The sequence below is a fragment of the Alteromonas sp. CyTr2 genome (assembly GCF_947311905.1).
Taxonomy (GTDB): Bacteria; Pseudomonadota; Gammaproteobacteria; order Enterobacterales; family Alteromonadaceae; genus Alteromonas; species Alteromonas macleodii.
Genome location: NZ_CAMZMZ010000001.1, coordinates 35014 through 58606, shown reverse-complemented (window position 1 = coordinate 58606; position 23593 = coordinate 35014). Strand labels below are relative to the sequence as shown.

The following is a 23593-nucleotide window of genomic DNA, read 5'->3' as shown; positions in this document are numbered from 1 at the left end:
CCATGGTCGAGTATTTTTTTCGTCAAAAAGTAATTAGCTGGATGGTCGCCATCATCTTGGGTGTTGGCGGCATTGTGACTTTTCTTGGCTTAGGTCAGCTAGAGTTTCCCGAATTCACCATTAGAAATGCTCTGGTTATTACTCAATACCCAGGGGCAACGCCTGAGCAAGTTGAGGAAGAAGTGACGCTGCAGCTTGAAAAGGCGATTCAGCGTATACCCAACGTAAAACGAATCAGCTCAGTAAACATGGTTGGGCTATCGCAAATTACTGTTGAGCTTAAAAGTAGTGTCCAGGCCAAGAACCTAGAGCAATACTGGGACAACTTGCGCCGTAAAGTGGGCGATGCACAAGCATCACTGCCACCTGGCACCAGCACCTCGATTGTGAATGATGACTTTGGTGACGTTTTTGGCCTGCTGCTTACCCTTAAAAGCGAAGACTACTCCCTTAAGCAAATGGAAGACTTTGCAGATTTAATGCAGCGAGAGATTCAGCTTGTTGATGGTGTAAAAAAGGTGTCGATTGCCGGTACCGTTAATGAACAGATTATTGTGTCGTTAGATCACGATAAAATGAAAACCCTAAACGTTTCTGCAGAATCCATTGCTGGCCTTTTAACCGCGCAAAATGTAGTGGGCAACGCGGGTTCGATTAAGGTTCAGGGCAAGCGCCTGTCCATACAGCCCACTGGCGAATTTGATAACCTAGAGGCGTTAGGTCAGGTGGTAATTGGCTCACCTGCAAGCGGCCTTATTCGCTTAACAGATATCGCGACTATTGAGCGCAAGCTTAACGATACCCCTTCAATTCTTTATCACAGTTCTGGCACGCCGGCCCTGTCAATTGGTGTATCGTTCGCGTCGGCGGTAAATGTAGTTGATGTAGGTAGACGACTTGATAGCAAAATTGCCGAGCTAGAGCAGCGTATGCCCCTGGGTATGACGCTGGATACCGTTTACAATCAGCCTACAGTGGTCGACGATTCTGTAACTGGCTTTCTTATTAACCTTGTTGAAGCCGTGGCCATCGTTATTTTCGTGCTGCTACTTTTCATGGGCTGGCGCAGTGGCGTTCTGATGGGGCTCATTCTTGTGCTTACCATTCTTGGCACTTTTATATTGATGTCGGTAAAAGGCATTGAGTTGCAAAAAATCTCCCTGGGTGCGCTTATTATTGCTCTTGGCATGTTGGTCGACAACGCCATCGTGGTAACCGAAGGCATGCTAATTGGTGTGAGAAAAGGACAAACCAAGCTTCAGGCGGCAAAAGACGTGGTGTCGCAAAATGGGTTGCCGCTGCTTGGCGCGACTGTGATTGCCATCACCGCTTTTGCGCCAATTGGTCTATCGCCAGATGCCACAGGTGAATTCGTCGGCTCCCTCTTCTGGGTACTGTGCTTTTCGCTTTTCTTAAGTTGGATCACCGCACTTACCATTACCCCCTTCTTTTTCGACTTACTGTTTAAAACTGAAAAAGAGCGCGGAGCTAATGACGAAGATGACGACCCATATAAGGGCATTATTTTTACGGTATACAAGCGTGTGCTTACTGCTGCTATCAATCATCGTTACGTGACAATTGTACTGGTACTTGTTGCATTAGTAGGCAGCATGGCGTCAGGTAAATTCGTAAAAAATGCATTTTTCCCAGATTCATCCACACCGCTGTTTTTCGTCGATTTGTGGTTGCCTGAAGGTAGCGACATCTTAACCACCGAGCAGTCTATTCGTCGCTTAGAAGACAACGTGTTAGGCATGGAGAATATCGCCAACGTAACAAGCGTTATTGGCGGTGGAGCACAGCGCCTTACCCTCACCTATGCGCCAGAAGACAGATACGCCAGTTATGGTCAGCTTATCGTTGAAACTGATACGGTTGAGTCCCGTGATGCTCGTATGCGAGAAATTATCGAGCTGGTGCGAGAAGACTTCCCTAATGTGCAATACAAGGTAAAAGCACTTCAAGTAGGCCCTTCTGCAAAAGCGGCAATTGAAGCGAGAATTTACGGACCAGAGCCTGAAGTTTTGCGTGAGATAAGCAGCGACATTGAAGCGATATTTCAAGCAGAGAAAACCATGGACAGCGTTCGCTTGTCGTGGAGCAACAAAGTCCCATTTGTTGAACCTGTGTTTCTGGAAGAACAAGCCAGGCGTATCGGCGTAACGCGAGATGCCGTTCACACCGCATTTTTACTGAACAATGAAGGTGAGACTGTGGGCCTTTACCGCGAAGGTAGCGATTTAATACCTATTGTCATGCGCAACGATCCAAACCAGCGCTATGACATAGATAACCTCGCCTCACTCAACGTATGGAGCCAAGAGCAAGGTAAATATATAAGCATGGCTGATGTTATCAGCAATGTGGATGTATCGCTTGATAACCCTATCATCAAACGCCGCAACCGGGTGCGGATGCTGGCGGTTTATGCAGAGCCCATGCCTTTATCCGGTGAGACGGCTGCGAGCGTGCAAGCTAAAGTTCGCCCTCTTGTAGAAGAGCTTCAACTGCCTGATGGCTACCATATTGAATGGGGCGGCGAATACGAGACCTCAACAGACGCGCAAAGCGCACTATTTGCAAGTATGCCTATTGGTATATTAGGTATGTTCATTATCACCGTTTTGCTGTTTGGCAAGCTTCGTCAGGCGTTAGCGATATGGGGCGTAATTCCACTCACCACTATCGGCATTATTGGCGGGTTGGTGCTAGTTGGTGCACCCTTTACGTTCATGGCGCTGCTCGGCAGCTTAAGCCTTATTGGTATGGTGCTTAAAAACGGAATCGTATTAATGGAAGAAATAAACGTACAGGCAAAGGGTAACAGTGGCGCATTCGATGCCGTAGTAGCCGCGTCAGTATCTCGTGTACGTCCCGTTTCAATGGCAGCCATCACCACCATACTGGGTATGATCCCGCTGTTTTCTGATGCGTTCTTCGCGTCAATGGCAGTTGTTATTGTATTTGGTCTGACCGTTGCCACCGTACTTACACTGCTCATATTGCCTGTGCTGCACTGTACGTTCCACGGTATAAAGTCAGAATAAAAAGTACGCACAACAAATTCGATTAGCTGTGCGCTAGTTCGTGTAGGTAGCACAAAAACGGGGCGGACCTAATATTGTTAACAGCCAGCATGAGGAGAGTCTACTCATGCTGGCTGCATACTATCGCTTAGCTGCAATCTATCCTTCTCAACAAAAACTACACCCACCAGTTTACTTTTAACAAAATTAGTTTATTATGGGTAAACTACACTGTGCAGTATACTTTTTATTTAAGGTGAGAGCATGCCCGTTTTTAATCGCACACGCTTTCTTGTTGGAGTTTTATTTATGACATCTTTCTGTGGTTCTTCAAACACCCTTGCTGCAAGCGCGCCGCAACCTGAAAAATTCACTAATACTCATATTGAATATAAAACGACGTGGCGAGACATGTGGAAAGTCACCAAAGCGTATTTTCGTGACAATAGAGATGCTGCAACGCCAACGTTTGACATACCCGTGTCGGCACTTACACCACAGATGCTTGACGCAGTTGCAGAAGACAGCGTGATAAAGCTGGGCCACTCTACTACCCTATTGAAACTTGCCGAGCGTTATATATTGATCGATCCGGTCTTTAGTGAGCGTGCTTCTCCCGTTCAATGGATGGGACCCAAGCGTTTCCACCAAGCGCCAATTTCACTGGAAGACTTGCCTAAATTGGATGCCGTTATCATAAGTCACGACCATTACGACCATTTAGATAAGGGCAGTATTGAAATACTAAAAAACAAAGTCGACGTGTTTATTACACCGCTAAAAGTAGGCAATCATTTACGTGACTGGGGTGTGGATGCAAATAAAGTTGTTGAGCTAAATTGGTGGCAAAGTACAAAAGTGAGCGACATTGAAATAGTGGCCACACCGTCTCAGCATTTCTCAGGTCGAGGTTTATTTGATAGAGACGAAACTCTTTGGGCAAGTTGGGTTATCAAATCTGCAAATACCAACATCTTTTACAGCGGTGACTCGGGCTATTTTGACGGATTTAAAGCTATTGGTGAAAAGTACGGTCCGTTTGATTTATCAATGATTGAAACCGGTGCGTACAACGAGCTATGGTCTGACATTCACATGCTGCCTGAAGAGAGCTTGCAAGCCCATATTGATATTCAAGCGAGTGTCATGATGCCCGTGCACAACAGTACCTTTGATTTAGCACTACATAATTGGAATGAGCCTTTAATAAAAATCACAGACCTTGCTGGTGCTAAGGGTGTTCCCACCAGTATTCCTATCTTTGGCGAAGTTGTTCCAGTTAAGGATGCAGGCGAAGCTCCGAACAAAACCTGGTGGTTAGACGAAAGGTGAGTAGCTAATAAACAGCGCTTGCTTCATTATTCTGGGCTTTAATTGCTCGCTTAACTCTATGTTTTGCAGTACATTTATTATTCGCCGCTTAGGCACTATTGGCGGGTATAACAAAAGCCTCAATCAAAGTGATAGCACTCGAATTGGTTGAGGCGAATAATAAATTTCTCAGTTAAAGGAGCTAACTGCTAGCAATGAAGCTGTCTAGTCAAATTAATTTGGGCGTTTTTGCCCTTATGCTTTTAGCATTTACGGTGTTGTCGAGTATTGAGCTAAGCGAAATAAAATCTCGCACTTCAGTGTCAATCGAACAAGAAGCTGAAGAAGCACGGCTGCGTTACGAAACAACCGTCTTACAAACCTCTGCCATGTCTTCTCAGTCGAAGCAATCAGTGATTGATGCCATGCTTCGTCAAATGGTATTGCAGCCGTTTTTATCTGCAGCAAAAGTCATTGATGTCGAAGGAAATGTGTTTGCGAAGTACGAGCGCTCGCCTAACATTATTGTTCCTAATTGGTACTTAAAGCTGGACTCCGCGCCTGCCGTTAACAAGAAAATTCCTTTTTCAAATAATGATGGTTATTTGTTAGTTACGTCTGACACGTCTTATATCTACACTGAAATCACCGCTATTCTCATCAAAAATGCTGTTATCTTTTGTGGGCTATTTTTCGCCCTCGCGCTATATATCGTCACGGTAACCAAATTTGCTAGGCGCCCCATTGCAAACACCATTAAGAAGCTTAATGAGATAAATAGCCACGACTTCACCCCCTCGCAGGTAAATGCGTTTACAACAGATTACCGCCAACTTACCAGCACAGTGAACACCCTAACCACGTCGTTAGCATCAAAATTTAATGACATTGCTCAGCAATCTGAGCGATTCAAAACAGAAGCCAATAAAGATACATTGACGAAGTTGTCGAACCGCAGTGCATTCGAGCGACACACTCGCGCGCTGTTGTCTGACACGTCTAATTTCCAGGAAAAAGAGCTGATTCTCATCAGGCTCGCTCAACTTACCACTATTAATACAAAGTTGGGCATGTTGGCTGGTGACAATTATGTAAAATCTATCGCGGACTTTCTTGTGCATGAGGCGAAGCACAGTTGCAAAAGTGGCTTTGTATTTCGGTTATCAGGCGGAGATTTCGCCTTGATAAGTGAAATTATGGGGCGGGACGAACGGGATTTGATGTTAGAAAATATGTCGAAGCAGTTTGCAAACGCCACGCCACTTCGAGATGGAAGCAAAGCAACGTGGATGGGCGTAACACGTTTTTCTAGCCAAATGTCGTTACAGCAGGTAATGGAAAGTGCTGACTGTGCGTTGATGGCGGCCATGAAAACGCAAAAAGGATGGCAGTTTTCTTCAGAGGTGTCTCAGGTTCATAGCAATACAAAATGGCGTGAGCGCCTCAATTACATCGTGTCGCAGCAATATGCCGATATTCTCATTCAACCCGTGATGAATGTAGAGCGAAACACACCTGCATATTACGAAACGTTCGCTCGATTTAAAGACAAAGACACCAATGATGTTATACCCATGGCACAACTTATCCCCGCATCGGAGCGATTGGACCTTATTCCTCAAGTCGACAAGTTGGTTGCAGGCATTGTATTTAAAAAACTAACGGTAACGTCTCATCAGGTTGCTATAAATATTAGTAACGCCTCAGTTGCCAACGGCGAGTTTAGAAAATGGTTAATTGAAGAGCTTCGAACCCGGGAAACGCTATGCCCAAGACTTATTTTTGAAGTCGAAGATGCAGCGCTTATTCACCATCGAGAAGTAGCCGAGAACTTTTGCCGTCAACTCATACAGCTGGGCTGTAGAATTACCATAGAGCACTTTGGCGATAACTTTGCCTCGCTTGCGGGTTTAAGGGCAATTCAGCCTCAATTCGTTAAGCTTTCGGGACGGCTAACCCAGGGAATTCATACCAACAAAGATAATCAGTTATTTGTCTCTAGCCTTATCAATATTGCGAAAGGCCTTAATATCCATGTTATTGCGGAAATGGTAGAAAACGAGGCTGAGTCTGTTGCACTGAGCAAACTAGACGTTGAACACCAACAAGGCTATTACTTTTCTAAACCCTCACTTTGGACAATGTACTAAGTGTAAGCTCGCTGGTCTGAGGCACTGAACGTCAGGATAAGTATTGACGCTTTATGTGAGCCACCGCGCTTTATACGACTTAATTGTGCGTCGATTCAATGAAACGTTTAAGGCGGTGTTGTGAAAATCTCTTTCATATACACCTCCTTTTAACCGCATTTACTGATCGTTAAGCAGCTTTATAATGGCGTCAGAGCTAATGGGTTTTGAATACAGAAAGCCTTGCACATATTCAACGTTAAGAGACTTGCAGTAGTTCGATTGATTTTGAGTTTCCACGCCTTCAACAACAATGTTTAAATCGAGTTTGTGACCAACATTCACGATAGCCTCCATTAACGCGCTATCGTAGGCATTTTCCGGTGCACCTCTTAAAAATGAACGATCTATTTTTAAGTGGCTAACGGGAAACTGTTTTAAATAACTAAGCGAAGAATAACCCGTACCAAAGTCATCAATCGATATTTCAACGCCTTGGTCGCGTTGCGCTCTCAAATTCTCTAAAATCGTATTGTCAGACTTAATAAGCACATTCTCAGTAAGCTCTAACCCAATATCTTTAGGCAGTAAACCGTGCCGCTCTCGACACTCCCTTAGGCGTTCGAAATAAGCATTCTGCTCTAACTCTTTTCCTGAAACATTGATATCAACGCGAATATTAATGCCCTGCTCTTTCCATAACTGTGCCTGTTTGCACGCCTTTTCTAACACCCAATTTCCAATGTGAACAATTAACTCACCCCGCTCGGCGATGGGGATGAAGATATTGGGTGGAACAGCCCTATCCTCACCTTTAGGACGCCACCTTAACAGCGCTTCACACGATGCCACTTTTCCAGTGAGCAAATCGATTTGAGGTTGATATAAGAGTTCAAACTCATCGTTAACCAAAGACTCATGGAGATAGGCTGCGATACTTCGCTGTTGTCGAACTTTCTGACTTAAAGCGTGGGTGAAAAAATGAAAACGGTTTCGTCCTTCAGCTTTCGCCTGATACATTGCGACGTCTGCATTTTTCAGAAGATCATCAATCTCACTTCCGTCTTTAGGGTACATACTAATACCGATACTTGAAGTGATATGCACGTTTTCAGTGCTAAGTGCGAAGCTCTGCCTGAAACACTCAGTAAGTTTCTTAGCAATGTCAGCACTTTCATTTTCAGAAGTCACTTGTGTGGCGACAAAAACAAATTCGTCTCCACCAAACCGAGCCAGTAAGCCTTGTTCGCTTAGACAATCTGACAGCCGCTTAGAAACAGAGCGCAGTAATTCATCACCCCAGGTATGCCCAAGCGTGTCATTAACTTCTTTGAACATATCTAAGTCAATGAAAAACAAAGCGAAGCCAGACTCATTGCGCGATGCATCCTCGATGGACGACGTCAAAAACTGCTCTAACAGGCGTCGATTAGGCAACTCGGTTAACAAATCTGTGGATGCCATTCGCTCAAGTTCTTGCCTGATGTTGTGCTGCTCACTCAGGTCAATATCCACACAATACATTTCGGGTGAATCTGTGCCTTCTTTCAGCATGACGTGAGATGAGAAAACATGGATAGGCTCGCCACTTTTCTTCTCAAGCACGAGTTCGTCTGAAGGAATTGCCTCACCGTAATCTATCCATCGCTGATGTAGCTTTATCACTTCACTTTTCATGAACGAGGGAATGATGAGATCTTCAAGTTTTTGACCTAGTGCTTCGCACTCACGAAAGCCATACATGTCTTCACTTGATTTATTCCAGTAGATAACTTTTCGGTGCTTGTCATAACCTTGCACCGATACCTTTGGCAAGGCACTAATAAGCTGAAGGAACCGCCTTTCAGCCGAACCATGTTGTTCAAATAACGGGGGCTCTTGGTATTTCTGTAAGCTCATCGTACTCCCGCGAGTGCTAAATTGTTAGATAGCAAAGATATAAAAATGGCCACCATTCTTTTAGTGTAGTCCAAATCACACAGACCACCCGACATTAAAAAGTTAAATTACCCATGAATATCGCTGAATAAAGAAAAGGGTACCAGTGCGTGTTACGCAGAACTTGGGTCAACAAAAGATGAAATTAAATCGTAAGATGGTGCGTCTACCCTGATTCGAACAGGGGACCTCTACCATGTCAAGGTAGCGCTCTAACCAACTGAGCTATAGACGCATATAGAATTTTGTTGCACCTGATAGGTGGGCGAATGCCAAGCAACGGCGCGTATAATACTTAGCACGAGCGTTGCCTGCAAGGAAAACTTATCAAATGACGATTCAAGTGACTAATTTGACAGCAATTAGCCATTTTCTTCAACAATTGCGATTAACTTAAATCATTTTAAATGGAAGCGGCTTGATAGCGTCCACTAAGGAGCCATCGTTAACAGCACGCATAAAATACTCCCCCAATCTGTCGGTTTCTTTTAAAACCGTTTGCCAATATTTGATGCGTGTATCTGCATCGAGCACCTCGAAATCTTTTCTGTCGGGGATTTTGCTATAAGGTAAGTTCGCCACAAACGATGCCGAAGGCACTAGCATTACAACGTTATCGTAGCTTGACCGATGAGGCACCCTGCCCTTCAAGCCCTTATCGAACCAGCCTGGAATGGGCTTGTCGTAAAAATGCGGATATAACACTAAGCCATCGTCTGGCCCAAAGGACAAATCGAAGTGGTAGTCAATAATACCGCCATCTCGATACATTCCGGCTGGCGCACCTTCAATTTGCTGTACGCCCTCAATTACCACAGGAATAGAACCAGACGCTAGCAGCGCGGTATGAATATTTCCACGCGTTAATGCATGGTAATGAGTAGGCAGTTGATACGGGTCGTTTATCGCAAACTCCGTACCCGGCGTTGAGAACACATAGCGCTTGTATAAACGAGAAAGGTGTCGTCGGTTCACTGTATTGGCCGCTGCACTCATCGCCAAGCCCGAAAGTTGCCTAAACTTACTTTCAAAACGAGTAGCACCTAAACATTTAGCAACGATCAGGTGCGCTTTAAAGCGGGAGTTAGACAGCACTTCTTGCTTACCTGCTTCATCCACCACTTCTTTCAGCAGGTCTTCAGCTTTAGCCGTAATTTCTCTAGGCGTAGGCTTATCACTGCTATAGGTCGTTGTTGAATAAGAAGAGGCTAGACGATTTATGGCTGCTAAGGGATCATTTTGAACAGCGCAAATGGTACGAAACGCACCTGCTGAAGAGCCAATCACGTGAATTTGATGCTTAACGTTGGCAAACCACTCAGGGAACAGTACGCGATCTAGACCAGCCAGAGAAAACCATTTCGGGCCGCCAGATGCCCCCAGAAAATAGCTAAATAACTCAGGCGTAAATCCGTTTTTCATTATGGATTCACGTGCTTTTTTACCTGCGTATATTTCTAAGGGTGCCACTCAATGTCCTCGCTGTGCGCCGAATAGAAGCGCTTGATAAATATTTAGGGGGTAGCAAGCCATGACGAATAAATCCAATAACTTCCCCATTTAATTAGTTTCGGGGGAATTTAACAGTTAAAGGCGCGAAAGTAACCTTTATAGCAATGCCCTCACATCTGCTCAGACCAGACTTTTCAACGACTTCACCCGAATCTTAAGGCGTTAGTGCATCTATCACTTTTACAAATATTCGATACTCATCTTCAGTGATATTTTCCAAACGCTTATTTTGCCAAGCCACAATTTTAGGCAACAGCGCCCGATAGATTCGTTCTCCTTCCACTGACAATGAAATTAATGTGGCCCGTTTATCTCGCTTGCTCACACGCTTAACGATAGCATCTCGCTTAACCAATCGCTCCAGCGCTCGCGAAACCTGCACTTTATCTAGTCGTGTTGCAATAGCGATTTCTTTTCCCGTTAGCAGTGATTTTGGCGAGCTTTCATTTCGGCCGCCTAATGTGGCTAAGATTCGCCACTCTGGTTTAGTAAGTTTATATTCTGCATATTCTTTTGAGAGCGATTCACTTAAATCGCTCGCAAGCATGGCTACCTTGTAGGCAAGCATATCTTCTAGCTGCATGTTTTAAGCCCTTATCACCGTATTACTCTTGCTATTTTTACTTCTGTGACCGCCTTAAAAGCCATGGTTGTTTTTCATTTACCTTAGGCGTTACTTATACCCACAGTGTCGCTACCATCTGTCGAGCGTTCAGGCGCGTTCAACATTAACCCACGTAACTTTCACAGCTAACATCGTGCATTAAAAAACACGCAATACGTGTAACCTTGTAATGGCCCTCACATAAAAGGTGTAAAGCTAGCGTACCAAATGACGTTGGTTCTATTCCCTCTACTCGCCCACGGCCATTGATTTACATTTCATTTACCTCTAGCCTAAATCACATAGTTTCATTTGTAACTACTTTATTTTGCATTCATCTGTACAGCCACATCGATGGCCGCCTGTGGGAGGGTTTATGGATAATTTGTCGTATTTAACGGGTTTTAATAACGAGCACGAGACAGAGGCACTGCCGGGTGCCCTTCCTAAAGGCCAGTTCAGCCCACAAAAAGTGAATTATAAGCTTTACGCTGAACAGTTTAGCAGTACAGCATTTACTGCCCCACGAGCAGAAAACCGCCGCAGCTGGACCTATCGTTTACGCCCCTCTATTGCCATGGGCGACTTTGAAAAAATTGATAACGGCCTGGTAAAAACAGCACCTGAGTCTGATGTCCATTGCCCTCCGAATGTACTTAGGTGGGATCCTGTTCCCTTACCAGACAAAGACGTTGATTTTGTAGACTCGCTTGTAACCATCGCCACTAACGGTGACGCTAAAGCCCAAGTAGGTATGGGCATTCACTGCTACAGTGCCAGTGCTAATATGCAAAATCGTGTTTTCTACTCATCAGACGGAGAAATGCTTATTGTCCCCCAGCTAGGTGACATGCTGATCACCACCGAGTTTGGTAGGCTCAACTTGTCTGTAGGCGAAATAGCCGTTATTCCTCGTGGCGTTCGTTTTTCGGTTAACCCTATTAATGGGCCAATTCGCGGATATATATGCGAAAACTACGGTCATCCTTTTGTGCTGCCAGAGCGCGGCCCGGTAGGCGCGAATGGCTATGCGAACCAGCGTGATTTTTGCTATCCCACGGCGTGGTTTGAAGATAATGAGACGCCTCACACTTTGGTAAACAAGTTCTGTGGAAATTTGTTCGAAGCAAAACTCGATCACTCTCCCTTTGATGTGGTGGCTTGGGTAGGTAACTCTGCCCCTTATAAATATGATTTGTCCCGTTTCAACGTTATGAACACCGTAAGTTTTGACCACCCGGATCCGTCGATATTTACCGTGCTTACCTCACCATCTGAGCTGGAAGGTACGGCGAACGTTGACTTCGTTATTTTCCCTCCAAGGTGGATGGTTGCTGAAAATACTTTTCGCCCACCGTATTACCACAGAAATATTATGAGCGAGTTTATGGGGCTAATTGAGGGGATGTACGACGCCAAAGAACACGGTTTTGTGCCCGGCGGCATGAGCCTTCACAACTGTATGACTCCCCATGGCCCAGAAGCTGAAGTATTTGAAAAAGCCTCGAACGCCGAGCTTTCACCACAGCGCTATGAAAACACGCTGGCGTTTATGTTTGAATCTCGCTATGCCATTGCGCCAACGGAGTTCGCTTTAAACAGTGATATTCGTCAACGAAATTATTTGGCGTGCTGGAAAGGCCTTAAAAAGTACTACGATGGTGAAAAATAAGCGCCCTGGGATTTGTAACGTTACACGTACCGATACCTAAACAAGCAATTGTACTGATTTTTGAACACTACCGACAAGCATCACCTTTGCTTAATAGCATTTATTTTCAACAAGTTAGGGGAAGTTAGCTTTCCCTAACTCAGCATCTCACTCACGGGTGAAAACAAAACGTTACAGCTTTGCTTTCCATGCCCAAAATCCTTGAACTCGACACCTATTGCTTGCTTTTTCACTGCGCCCTTACAATCAGGTAACAATTATAAAATGTGATTTACGTTGAGGATGTATCGCTATGGCTGATTTGTTTGAAAACCCTATTGGTTTAGACGGGTTTGAATTTTTAGAGTTCACTGCGCCGAAAAAGGGCATGTTGGAACCCATTTTTGAAGCTATGGGCTTTACCCTTGTTGCTCGCCACAAATCAAAAGACGTGGAATTATGGCGTCAAGGCGACATCAATTTATTAAGTAACTACGAAAAGAAATGTCATGCAGCCTATTATGCCGAAGAACACGGTCCATCAGCGTGTGGTATGGCATTCCGCGTTAAAGATTCACAGCACGCATATAAAGAAGTTCTTGCCCGCGGTGCTCAGCCTATGGATACCCATACCGGTCCAATGGAACTGAAACTTCCTGCTATTAAAGGTATTGGCGGTGCGATGCTTTACCTTATAGACCGTTATGAAGGCGAAAATACCATTTACGACATCGACTTCAATTGGATTGAAGGCGTTGATCGCCATCCTGAAGGATGTGGCTTCCATACGCTCGATCACCTCACCCATAATGTGTACCGCGGCCGCATGAATTTCTGGGCAGGGTTCTACGAAAAGCTTTTCAACTTTAGAGAAATTCGCTATTTCGATATTAAAGGTGAATACACGGGTCTATTATCGAAAGCAATGACGGCGCCAGACGGTAAAATTCGCATACCGCTTAATGAAGAGGCGGTTGGCGGTGGTGGCCAAATTGAAGAGTTCTTAATGAAGTACAATGGTGAAGGTATTCAGCATATCGCTTTCGCTTGTGACGACCTAGTGGCGTGTTTAGATAAGCTTAAAGCGAAAGGTATGAAGTTTATGACGCCTCCACCAAACACTTACTACGATATGCTTGAAGAACGTCTTCCTGGGCACGGCGAAAACGTAGATGAGCTACAAAAGCGCGGTATTCTATTGGACGGCACAACGGAAAATGGTGAGCCTCGCCTACTGCTTCAGATATTTTCTGAAACCGTTTTCGGCCCAGTGTTCTTTGAATTTATCCAACGCAAACAAGACGAAGGTTTCGGCGAGGGTAACTTCAAGGCACTATTTGAGTCAATTGAACGCGATCAGGTAAATCGCGGCGTGCTAAACAAGTAATTCGATAGCTAACACAATACTAGGGCAGCAAGTCTCATTACTTGCTGCCTTTTTCATAAAGCGCGCACGCAGCGCCGCTTGGGTCAATAATGACACAAAAGCTGTCTTTGCCGTGATGACGTATATCACCCGCCTGCTTTCCACCTTTGGAAGTAACTTCTTTCAACGCGGCATCTAGATTTTCTACGGTAAAGTAATTAATCCATCCGCTTGGGTACTGCGCGTTTACACCCTGCTTATGACAAATGCCGCCCACAGGTGTGCCGTCGGCCTTCATCATGACATAATCATTGTAGCCACCCATATCTATGGGCTCTTTCTTCCATCCAGTTATACCAGTCCGCATAGATAATTACCCACTCAGAAGGCGCTGGCAAGTTTCCTAGCAAAGCGTGGGAATGCAGGAATGGCTGTTCCCTTTCAAATTCCCAGAATGAAGCTAGGAAGCTTGCCAGACCTTCCCGAAGGGCGAGTTTAAAATGTCCGTACTCTTTGTTGTGTCACCTTGATGTAGAGCCACTATACCTGCGGTAACACGCCGCGATTACGAACATTTTAACTCTCGCTGAGTGGGTAATTATCTATGCGGACTGGTATTTCAGCTTCATAAAAGCTGACAAGTTCGTCTGCGTTTTCTACCGTAATATCGCACCATGAAGAATCTGACATTGTCTCTCCCTCTGTTTTTTGTTTACGGCTGTTGTTTTGTTAGGGCTCTATTTATGGTTGAGGCATTTTTCTAGTCAGCGCTCTTGTTCTGGTTAGAGATCAAATACCCAGTAAGCTACATAACTGATAAGCGCAATGCCCCATTGCTTCAATAAGCAAAACCCAAGACTAAATTAACTACTAACAGTAGTCCCTTACTGAATATTTGTTAACTAATAGATCATTTTAATGTACCGATGTTTTAAAGGTAAAAAGGCTAGAGTCTATTGACCTTTGCTGTACATCAAAGATCAACATGGCCAAAAGCGTTCGATCATTTGAATCTCGCGTTTTAGTAATACGCAAATTTCTGAAAAAAGCCATGGTTGTCAAGCTAAGAAATTGCAAAATTACAAAACATTTTTTATTTTAGTTGTAGACATGGCCTGTGGAAAATGCTTGTGAAATTGAGAATGTTATCCACTGAGCATTGTTTGTACAGTTTATTTATTCTTTAAAATACAAACACTTACAACAAAGCCCCAAACTACTCAACAAACTTATCCACAGATTAAGTGGATAACACGTAGCACTTAATCACAGTTAGTGGTTTAATGTGAATATCTTCGAAGTTATCTTTTTTCGGTTTCTCATGCCCAAACAAACACTTTTAGTCAGAAAATCTTTGTTTACCATTCACAGCGTGGATCCTGAAACCAATATCCCCCCATCTGTACTCAATAGCCCCCTCTTTTTCCTAGGTAAAACAGAAGATGAATTATCTATTGTTGTGCCAGATACGGTAGATGTACCGTCACTGGATAGTGATGAAGGTTGGCGTGCACTTGAACTGTTAGGTCCATTACATTTGTCCATGGTTGGGATCATGGCGCAAATAGGCCAAGTACTGGCATCAGCAAAAGTTGCAATTTTCGTGGTCTCAACTTTCGATACCGACTTCTTCTTAGTGAAAAATAACAAGTTAAAAGATGCGGTTAATGCACTGAAGAAAGCTGGCTACTCGGTAAGCGAGGACGTCTAATACCGTGAATGCTAAGCAACTACAATACGCACCAGACAGTTTTACCAAGCAGTTTGTAACTTTAAGCCCGTTTTCAGGGCAAGTGGTTTCACTCTCACACATTGACGATCCCTATTATAAAAGTGGCCTTATGGGGCCTGGTGCAGCAATAAGCTCAACGTCAAATACTGTCGTATCGCCTTTCGCTGGAAAAGTATTAGCTGTTTCCCCGCTAGATTACGCAATCGACATACAGTCTAGCGCGGGCCTTAAATGCAAGATTAAATATGGTGGCGATACTAGTCATTTGCATGGCGCACAATTCGCCTGTTCTTTGAAGCGGGGCGATGAAATAAGACTTAAACAAGTACTTTTTACCGTGAATGCTGCATGGCTAAAGCAGCGCGGTGTTAGCAATACCTGTTCAATGACGTTGCTTAATGCAAATGCGCTTATAGGCGTAGTGCCTACGCATCAAAAGTTTGTCGAAGCGGGCGAAGATACGTTGTTGACACTTTACCTCTAAGGCCTGTTGACCTAATTGTAAAACAGGCTTTCAGCCCTGAATAATTTGCTATTAAAAATCATCGCAAGTGAGTTTATCAACGTATCAACAGCTTGTATGATGTAGCACATTGAAAAACAAAAATGCATAGGCGCACTGTTTTCGGGCTATTGCGGTTTTCTATTTTTTCTAGCTCTTCGAAACAACGCCACATAATGGCACTGTTCTAACCAGCGTCTTTCATTTACAAACAACAAAGTAGTACGGAATAAATCACCATGAGCACAATCCTTTATGGGATCCCAAACTGTGACACCATTAAAAAAGCAAAAAAATGGTTAGCAGACAACGATATCGCTTTCACATTTCACGATTACCGCAAGGACGGGATAGATAACGACTTTCTTGTACGCGCCGAAGCAGAACTTGGCTGGGAAGCAATGCTCAACAAACGCGGCACAACCTTTCGCCAGCTAGAAGAGCAAGAGAAAGCGAGTCTAGATAAAGATAAAGCACTGGCCTTGCTAGAGCTTCATCCTGCCATGGTTAAACGCCCTATCCTTGTTCATGACAACGCGTTTTATATTGGCTTCAAACCCGCGCAGTATGAGGAAATATTTTGTTAAACGACTCTGTTATTGAAATTGCTAAACAATTAATAAACCGCCGCTCTGTAACACCAGAAGACGCAGGTTGCCAAGAAGCCATGGGCGAGTTTTTAGGTGCTTTAGGGTTTAATAATGAAACCATGGTATTTGAAGACACGACGAACCTTTGGTCTCGCAGAGGTAAAGAAGGCCCGGTATTTTGTTTCGCAGGCCACACTGATGTAGTGCCTAGTGGCCCTGAGTCAGCATGGAAAACACCGCCATTTACCGCGACAGAAGTTGACGGCTATCTACATGGGCGCGGCGCAGCTGACATGAAAGGCAGTCTTGCCGCTATGCTAGTAGCCACCCGCGATTTTGTGAACAAATACCCTGATCACAAGGGAAGTATTGCCTACCTTATTACTAGCGACGAAGAAGGCCCTTTTATAAACGGTACCACCCGCGTTATTGATACCCTTGAAGCCCGCAATGAAAAAATTGATTGGTGTATTGTTGGCGAACCCTCTTCAACCGATGAAGTAGGCGATATTGTTAAGAATGGCCGTAGAGGTTCATTAACGGGTGATTTGATAGTAAAAGGTATCCAAGGCCATGTCGCCTACCCTCATTTAGCTAAAAACCCTGTTCATAGTGCAATGGCAGCCCTTGACGAGCTAGCTAAATCTCATTGGGATAACGGTAACGACTTTTTCCCTCCCACCAGCTTCCAGATATCAAACATTCACGCGGGTACAGGTGCGGGCAATGTGATCCCGGGCGAGATGCACGTTTGCTTCAACTTCCGTTTTTCAACGGAAGTAACCGACCAAATTCTCATTGAGAGAGTCACGGCAATTTTGGAAGCCCACGAACTGGAGTACGAGATTAAATGGACGTTTAACGGTCAACCCTTTTTAACCGATACGGGTGCCCTGTTAGAAGCCACTCAAGGTGCAATAGCGGCGGTAAAAGGAACACCTACCGTGCTGTCTACTGCTGGCGGTACATCTGATGGTCGCTTTATCGCGCCAACAGGTGCACAAGTCATAGAGCTAGGCCCGGTGAATGCCACTATTCACAAAATTGACGAGTGCGTGAAAATGTCTGACCTTGAACAGCTTGCTGATATGTACTTCGGTATCTTAGAACGCTTGCTGGCTAAATAGCCGCTATTGATGGTTATGAATCAAGTGCCAGAAAAAGCGTGGTTAGGCCAGCACAACGACTATCTCGTTGATGCTGGCAACGGCCATAGACTGCATCGCGACGTGATATCGCCGTTTCTTGCCATGCAAGATGCTGCGCAAAAAGACGGTATAGACTTACAGTTGGTCAGTAGCTTTCGAGATTTCGACAGGCAAACAGCCATTTTTAACCGCAAATGGGCAGGTCAAGCACAGCTTCTTGATACCAACGGTGATGAACTGCCATTCGAGGCACTAAGCGATAATGAAAAGCTTCATGCTATTTTGACATGGTCAGCACTTCCCGGCGGCAGTCGCCACCACTGGGGCACTGACATCGACGTGTACGACAGAGCTGCCGTGCATAACTGGGGGGGCAAGTTTAATCTTGTCGAACGCGAATACCTTTCTGGCGGACCGTGCCATGCCCTTTCATGTTGGCTAGCTGACAATATGGAACAGTTTGGCTTTTATCGCCCTTTTTCGGTTAATACGGGTGGCGTCGCAGTAGAGCCATGGCATTTAAGCTTTCGAAACACAGCGTGTGCTTTCGAAAACGCCAGGCACTTAGATGGCTTTACGAAAGCCATCGAACAAAGCGATATAGAAGGCAAAACATGTATTTTGCCACAGCTACCTAGCTTGTATAATCGCTACGTATTGAACAAAGGGCTGTAGCCTACGGAATTTTTATGAGTACTACCTGGGTCATCATCATTATTGTTTTAGTGTTGGGCGTTGTGATTGGGAATATCACGCTGCTTAAATACAGTGCTAGATTTAAATTTCCGACACCTTCTAAACCTTATGATGATAGTGACGACGATTCAAACAAGGACAGTGAAAGCGCGAGTACATCCCTTAAAGACCATGACCAAGACCAAGATAAAGACAGCAACACCCCTATGAAATAACCCTATTCTGATAGCGTCAGTCGTGGCATTTTAATCGAAGCCTAAGTAAAGCTTTTATAATTCGAGGCTTTTATAATTAGAAGCTTTTACCCATTGTTTGTGCCGATGCCGACACTTCAGTATTAGGGCTCTAAATTATTCATTCACAAATCACTTTTCACATTTAAACACACTCTAAGAGGTTCTAGACGTGTCTAAAAAACAGTCCTTACTGGGCAATATCGGCGTACAAGTTGTCATTGCCATGATTATTGGTACCGCGGTTGGTGCCTTTATGGGTGAAAGCGCTGAAATGTTCGCACCACTGGGTGCCATTTTTATCAATTTAATTAAAATGCTGGTCATTCCACTGGTAGCAGTAGCGCTTATCTCTGGCGCTGCGGGGCTTGGCAACAGCACTAATGCAGGAAAAATGGGGCTATCTACCCTTGCTTATTTTGCGTTAACGTCAGCACTTGCCGTAACACTGGCCCTCATTATGGGTGAAGTGTTTAAGCCAGGAATAGGTATCGACGTTTCTGCGGTAGAAGGTATGTTCTCTGGTGAATACGCCTCTAAAGGTGAGCTACCTTCATTTTGGGCTACCGTTACGGGTATGATCCCCACTAACGTATTTGCCTCGTTAACCAACGCGAACATTCTTCAAATTCTGGTGTTTTGCTTGTTCTTTGGCCTCGCCCTTTCTAAACAGCCTAAAAAGAACCGCGAGCCTATTTTAAATGGCGTGAACACTATCGTTGATGCCATGGTGTGGATGATCAACTGTGTGATGAAAATCGCGCCTATCGGCGTATTTGGTTTAATGGCAGAGGCGGTAGGAACATTTGGTTTTGCCGCGCTCATGGTGGTATTCAAACTCTTCTTGGTATTTACTGCGGCAATTTTAGTATTTGGTTTTGTGGTTTACCCCCTTTTGGTACAGCTATTTACAAAAACGTCGGCTAAATCATTTCTCGTCGCCATGAAAAAGCCTCAGGCGGTAGCTCTTTCAACCGCGTCATCCATGGCGACACTGCCGGTTACTATGAATACAGTAGAGAATGAGCTAGGTGTAAGAAACGCAACGGCATCTTTTGTACTGCCGTTAGGCGCCACCATCAACATGAGCGGAAATGCCATTTATTATGGCTTGGTAGCGGTGTTTTTTGCGCAGCTTTTCAATATAGATTTATCAATGGGTGCATATGTTGCCATCGTCCTAACCTCTACCCTTGGCGCGGTTGGTCAAGCGGGCGTTCCTGGGCCATCATTCTTGGTCGTTGCGGTGTTGCTTGCTGCCGGCATTCCCATTGAAGGTTTACCCCTGCTATTTGCCTTGGACAGAATTTTCGACATGATCCGCACTGCGCTAAATATTACGGGTGATGCAGCATGCGCAGTGATTGTAGATACAATTGCCATTGATGCTGATGCTGTTGAAGAGCAGGCAATAGAAAATATGGCCAAATAAAGCCTAGTCTTACAGATAGAAAAGGGCAGCAAAGCTTTTTGAAACGCTTAGGCTGCCCTTTTTTGATTGGATTGTGTCGCTTTTTTGCTTATCGCTATTTTAATCGGCACTTAATTGATAAACGTTAATTCACTAAAGCATGCGCCCTTCATAATCTTATAAAGGGGTTGTTTTCACCGCGGTACCGCTAATGCTCACCATAAGCATACTGCCTTTATCGCCAATCACTTGATAGTCTAAGTCGATGCCAACCACAGCATTTGCGCCCATGCTTCTCGCCTCGTGCTCAAGCTCAGTAAACGCTAACTTACGTGCAGTGGTTAACTCTTCTTCATACGATCCAGAACGACCGCCAACGATATCGCGAATAGAAGCGAAAAGATCTTTAAATACGTTTGCGCCCATCACGGCCTCGCCCACAACAATACCGTAATAAGCTTCAATTTTATGCCCTTCAAGCGTTGGGGTAGTTGAAACTATCATGCATAACTCCTTTTAATGTGAACTGTTTATTTGTTGCTATTAAGGGCGTGCACCCTCTAGCTGTTGTCTTCAAACCATTGCTTAACAGACTTAACAAGCGCCTGAGCATCGTTTGTGTTATATGCCACTGCTGGCTGGTTGCCCCACACGGGGTTTGGCCACGCACAATCATTTTCAAAACGTGCGACGTGATGAACGTGAAGCTGCCTTACCACATTGCCTAGTGCTGCCACATTAAGTTTTAGCGGTGAAAACACGGCCTGCATGGCTTTTGATGCCAATGCAGACTCTTTGAGTAAAGTAATCTGATCTTCTTCTGACAAGTCGATAATTTCCGCTATATCATTTTTCATTGGTACTAAAATGAGCCACGGAAACTGACTATCATTCATCAACAGTACACGACACAGCGAAAGATCACAGACAAAAAATGTATCATTGTGTAAACGGCTATCAAGTTTAAACATCTAGCTTTTCCAACGTAGTAGGCACAACGGTTAACAAGGCACGTTGTCCAATGGCCACTTTTGCATTCGGGAAAACTATAGCTTCACCATCTTGCTCAGCTACGTACTCTTTACCCGTTTCTGATGCCAGTACAGTGCCCTTAGGGTAGTCAGTGAAGTTGGGAGTATCGTCATCAAAATGAAGCGTAAACTGCTCTTCATTTCGATTAATGACTTGGTTAACGCGATAGATATCCAACTCATTCATATCGACGGTTGGCGCGTATTCGGTTTGAGTAATTAGCTGCGTTATCGCTTGTTTCGCATCTTCAAATCGACGCATATCGTTTTGCCCAAATGGACGCACTTTGCCAAGTTCAACCGTAAACGCGTGCGCGTTGTATTGATATGACGAGAAATAGCTAAAGGTGGTTGTCGAGCTTTCCGACAGCAATATGGTTTTCACACCACACGCTGCGAGAAATGCCAGCTGCCCTTTGCTGTGTATTCTGTCATGAAGATAAGGATATACCGCAAACTTTTCATTTTTAGAGGCGCGTATTGCAGTGTGTAGGTCGTAGTGATATCGGGTGCCCTCACCCGCTTTGAAGAAAGACGCCACAGCATCTTCGAGCTGTTTAGCACGAACGCGCTCTGCGTTCACTAAACCTTCGCCCTTAGAGTGTGCACCGCTAAACAAGCGGTTCATGTTCTCTTCAACGAAACGCTCTGCAATATCCATCGCGGGCAGGTTGCCAAATAAGAACAAAACATCATGTGCCAGCGTTATGTTCCCTGTAAGGATCCCCTTAACCAAATCATCACAGATTTCGATAGGTGCGGTTTCATTACCGTGCACACCACACGATAAAACAATGCGTTTGTTAGGCTTAGAGGTTGGCTGAACTGAAAAACTAATAATGCCAGGTGCGGTAATATCGACGAGCGTACCATTAGCTAATGTAAATTGATGAGAGCGTTCAAATAATGCGGAATTACGGCGAGAAAGTGTTAAAAACTGGCCGCTTTCTATAAGTTCTTGCATAAGTGTGAGCTTTGTCTACGTTGTCTAATCTCGAATGCTTCCAGTGTACCCAGACAGGCCTTCAAAATCACGTTATCTCACTGTTTAATTCCCAGTAGCTGTAAGGATTGAACAACGCAACTACAGATTACCGCACTTTCAAATACTAGGCTTGAGCGCGTCTAGGCGAGTTGCCGATAATTATCTCTTGTTGGGTAAGCTGTACGAAATCATCGAATGGAATGGCGCGAGAGAATAGGTATCCCTGCCCTTGTGTAACCCCTATTTCTCTGAGTATGTGAAGCTGCTCTACGGTTTCTATGCCCTCGGCTACTACACAGCACTCTTTTGCATGCCCTATCACTTTCGCCGCTTCGATAATGGCGCGATTAACAGGGTGAGCTTCAAGTTCCATCACAAAGGACTTATCGATTTTCAGCGCATCCAAATCCAGATCTCGAATATAAGCAAGATTTGAATACCCTTTACCAAAATCATCTACAGAAATAGATACGCCTAAGCTTCGCAGCTCATCTAACTGCTTTTTCACCATTAATGAATTAGACAGTGCCACGTCCTCGGTGAGCTCCAACTCGATTAACGAAAGCGGCATTGAATACGTACGACTCAGCATCGTCAGTGTTGGGACTAACTGGTTGTCGTATAACTGTGTGGGAGAAATATTCACAGACAGCATTAAAGACCGCTTCATTAGGTCCAATTCCGAGAGCGCCCTAAAGGCTTGCTCAAGCGTCCAGTAGCCCAGTTCGCTCATCATATTATACGACTCGGCCGCTTCGATTAGCGGACCTGGAAATAAGACGCCATCAAGAGGGTGATTCCAGCGAAGTAAGCACTCAGCCCCCACTACTTCTAACGTTGTCAGATCGACTTTTGGTTGATAGTAAAGCTCGAGTTCATTTTGTGCTAATGCACGTTTTAAATCTGCTTTTAGCGCCAAACTTCTGCCCGTGTCGGTTTTGTCTAACTTAGTCAACGCGAAGTAATTTTCGTATTTGTTTTCTTTTGCTTGTTTTAAAGCCGCTTCTGCTCGGGAAACAAAGGAAGTGATATCAAAGTCATTCTTAATACTGCACACCACACCTACGTTAAAGTCTGCAATAAAAGCCGTACCATCATAATGCATAGGCGTTTTGAAATGCTCGACTAAGCGTTCGAACATTTGTCGCATTACGGTTTCATTACTTTCATTAGGAAAAACGATGCCAAAAACATCACCGCTGATACGCCCAATTGATACCGATTGCCCAAAGAGAAGTTGAATGCGGTTGGCTATTTCAAGTAAAAAGCGATCGCCTACATGAATGCCCAGACTGGTTGTTACATCAGAAAAACGTACTACATCGACCAGCATCAATGAAATAGAAGCACTGCGAGACGCTTGCTTCGAAATGCTATCGATAAACGCATAGCGATTGGGAATGGTTGCCAGTGATGTGTGTTGGCTCATGATGTTTTCCTTGAGCTTTACGCTTCGAGGTACTAAAAACAACTAGTTATATAAAACCATGGCGCTACGAAAGGCGCAACGACAGTAACGTATTATTTTGCATACCGTCTTATACTTTTGTACAACATTAGCCTAATTATGGACAAAAAACATGGCTGTAGTACTTATTTCTGGTGACGTTAAGAACAAACTGTGCCGTATTTTGAACCCGATACGAAACAATGAAGAAGTATTTAGAGGGTAATAAAAAACCCGGCGAGTGTACCACTGCCGGGCTATTTCTTTACGGTTCTGCG

20 protein-coding genes and 1 tRNA gene are annotated in these 23593 nt (G+C 44.5%); 12 read left to right on the top strand and 9 right to left on the bottom strand.

The window, feature by feature from the left end; genetic code table 11:
* The first annotated feature begins 2 nt into the window (after positions 1–2).
* The 3 genes from QME20_RS00265 to QME20_RS00255 all read left to right on the top strand — a co-directional run bounded on the left by QME20_RS00265 (position 3) and on the right by QME20_RS00255 (position 6490).
* Positions 3–3050 (top strand): efflux RND transporter permease subunit, encoded by a 3048-nt coding sequence (locus QME20_RS00265; protein WP_281715203.1) that lies wholly within the window; start codon positions 3–5, stop codon positions 3048–3050.
* Between the two features lie 243 nt (positions 3051–3293).
* Positions 3294–4361 carry an MBL fold metallo-hydrolase gene (locus QME20_RS00260; RefSeq protein WP_281715202.1) on the top strand — a complete coding sequence of 356 codons (1068 nt, stop codon included), beginning with the start codon at positions 3294–3296 and terminating at the stop codon, positions 4359–4361.
* A gap of 194 nt (positions 4362–4555) precedes the next feature.
* Entirely contained in the window at positions 4556–6490 is a 1935-nt protein-coding gene (locus QME20_RS00255) for an EAL domain-containing protein (protein ID WP_281715201.1), read from the top strand.
* Between the two features lie 159 nt (positions 6491–6649).
* Here QME20_RS00255 and QME20_RS00250 read toward each other — a convergent pair whose 3' ends face one another.
* The 4 genes from QME20_RS00250 to QME20_RS00235 all read right to left on the bottom strand — a co-directional run bounded on the left by QME20_RS00250 (position 6650) and on the right by QME20_RS00235 (position 10502).
* A complete protein-coding gene (locus tag QME20_RS00250) occupies positions 6650–8368 on the bottom strand; it encodes an EAL domain-containing protein (RefSeq protein WP_281715200.1) in 1719 nt (572 codons plus the stop codon).
* A gap of 197 nt (positions 8369–8565) precedes the next feature.
* Positions 8566–8642 (bottom strand) — tRNA-Val (locus tag QME20_RS00245).
* 158 nt (positions 8643–8800) lie between these two features.
* Positions 8801–9877: a patatin-like phospholipase family protein gene (locus tag QME20_RS00240; protein ID WP_081106074.1), complete on the bottom strand. Its 1077-nt coding sequence runs from the start codon at positions 9875–9877 to the stop codon at positions 8801–8803.
* A gap of 196 nt (positions 9878–10073) precedes the next feature.
* Positions 10074–10502 carry a MarR family transcriptional regulator gene (locus QME20_RS00235; RefSeq protein WP_168532849.1) on the bottom strand — a complete coding sequence of 143 codons (429 nt, stop codon included), beginning with the start codon at positions 10500–10502 and terminating at the stop codon, positions 10074–10076.
* A 397-nt stretch (positions 10503–10899) separates the two neighbouring features.
* On the opposite strand from QME20_RS00235, the gene hmgA reads away from it, so the two are divergent.
* On the top strand, positions 10900–12195 hold the full coding sequence (hmgA, locus tag QME20_RS00230) for a homogentisate 1,2-dioxygenase (protein WP_069944067.1): 1296 nt from the start codon (positions 10900–10902) through the stop codon (positions 12193–12195).
* 292 nt (positions 12196–12487) lie between these two features.
* Positions 12488–13561: a 4-hydroxyphenylpyruvate dioxygenase gene (hppD, locus tag QME20_RS00225; RefSeq protein WP_014978916.1), complete on the top strand. Its 1074-nt coding sequence runs from the start codon at positions 12488–12490 to the stop codon at positions 13559–13561.
* Positions 13562–13598: 37 nt separating this feature from the next.
* Here hppD and QME20_RS00220 read toward each other — a convergent pair whose 3' ends face one another.
* Positions 13599–13907: a VOC family protein gene (locus QME20_RS00220; RefSeq protein WP_231506449.1), complete on the bottom strand. Its 309-nt coding sequence runs from the start codon at positions 13905–13907 to the stop codon at positions 13599–13601.
* A 954-nt stretch (positions 13908–14861) separates the two neighbouring features.
* On the opposite strand from QME20_RS00220, the gene QME20_RS00215 reads away from it, so the two are divergent.
* The 7 genes from QME20_RS00215 to QME20_RS00185 all read left to right on the top strand — a co-directional run bounded on the left by QME20_RS00215 (position 14862) and on the right by QME20_RS00185 (position 19873).
* Positions 14862–15251, top strand: coding sequence for an ACT domain-containing protein (locus QME20_RS00215; RefSeq protein ID WP_281715199.1), 390 nt, complete (start codon positions 14862–14864; stop codon positions 15249–15251).
* A gap of 4 nt (positions 15252–15255) precedes the next feature.
* Positions 15256–15756, top strand: coding sequence for a PTS glucose transporter subunit IIA (locus QME20_RS00210; RefSeq protein WP_281715198.1), 501 nt, complete (start codon positions 15256–15258; stop codon positions 15754–15756).
* Positions 15757–16013: 257 nt separating this feature from the next.
* Entirely contained in the window at positions 16014–16361 is a 348-nt protein-coding gene (locus QME20_RS00205) for an ArsC family reductase (protein WP_061094719.1), read from the top strand.
* Entirely contained in the window at positions 16355–17491 is a 1137-nt protein-coding gene (gene dapE, locus QME20_RS00200) for a succinyl-diaminopimelate desuccinylase (protein WP_281715197.1), read from the top strand. Before QME20_RS00205 ends, dapE begins: the two co-directional genes overlap by 7 nt.
* 9 nt (positions 17492–17500) lie before the next feature.
* The gene (locus QME20_RS00195) at positions 17501–18187 is read left to right on the top strand and encodes a M15 family metallopeptidase (RefSeq protein WP_187447306.1); all 687 of its coding nucleotides are present in this window, start codon (positions 17501–17503) and stop codon (positions 18185–18187) included.
* 14 nt (positions 18188–18201) lie between these two features.
* Positions 18202–18423, top strand: a complete 222-nt coding sequence (locus QME20_RS00190; RefSeq protein ID WP_281715196.1) for a DUF2897 family protein — start codon at positions 18202–18204, stop codon at positions 18421–18423.
* 190 nt (positions 18424–18613) lie between these two features.
* Positions 18614–19873, top strand: a complete 1260-nt coding sequence (locus QME20_RS00185; protein WP_281715195.1) for a dicarboxylate/amino acid:cation symporter — start codon at positions 18614–18616, stop codon at positions 19871–19873.
* Positions 19874–20029: 156 nt separating this feature from the next.
* Here the strand turns inward: QME20_RS00185 and QME20_RS00180 are convergent, their stop codons facing one another.
* From QME20_RS00180 to QME20_RS00165, 4 genes are all read right to left on the bottom strand, one after another.
* Complete coding sequence (locus QME20_RS00180) at positions 20030–20356, bottom strand: heavy metal-binding domain-containing protein (protein WP_014949040.1); 327 nt, start codon at positions 20354–20356, stop codon at positions 20030–20032.
* Positions 20357–20412: 56 nt separating this feature from the next.
* Positions 20413–20823, bottom strand: a complete 411-nt coding sequence (locus QME20_RS00175; protein ID WP_049588975.1) for an HIT domain-containing protein — start codon at positions 20821–20823, stop codon at positions 20413–20415.
* Positions 20816–21847 (bottom strand): succinylglutamate desuccinylase, encoded by a 1032-nt coding sequence (astE, locus tag QME20_RS00170; RefSeq protein ID WP_049588976.1) that lies wholly within the window; start codon positions 21845–21847, stop codon positions 20816–20818. The genes QME20_RS00175 and astE overlap by 8 nt, the downstream gene beginning before the upstream one ends.
* 145 nt (positions 21848–21992) lie before the next feature.
* The gene (locus QME20_RS00165; RefSeq protein WP_049588977.1) at positions 21993–23297 is read right to left on the bottom strand and encodes a bifunctional diguanylate cyclase/phosphodiesterase; all 1305 of its coding nucleotides are present in this window, start codon (positions 23295–23297) and stop codon (positions 21993–21995) included.
* Between the last annotated feature and the right edge of the window lie 296 nt (positions 23298–23593).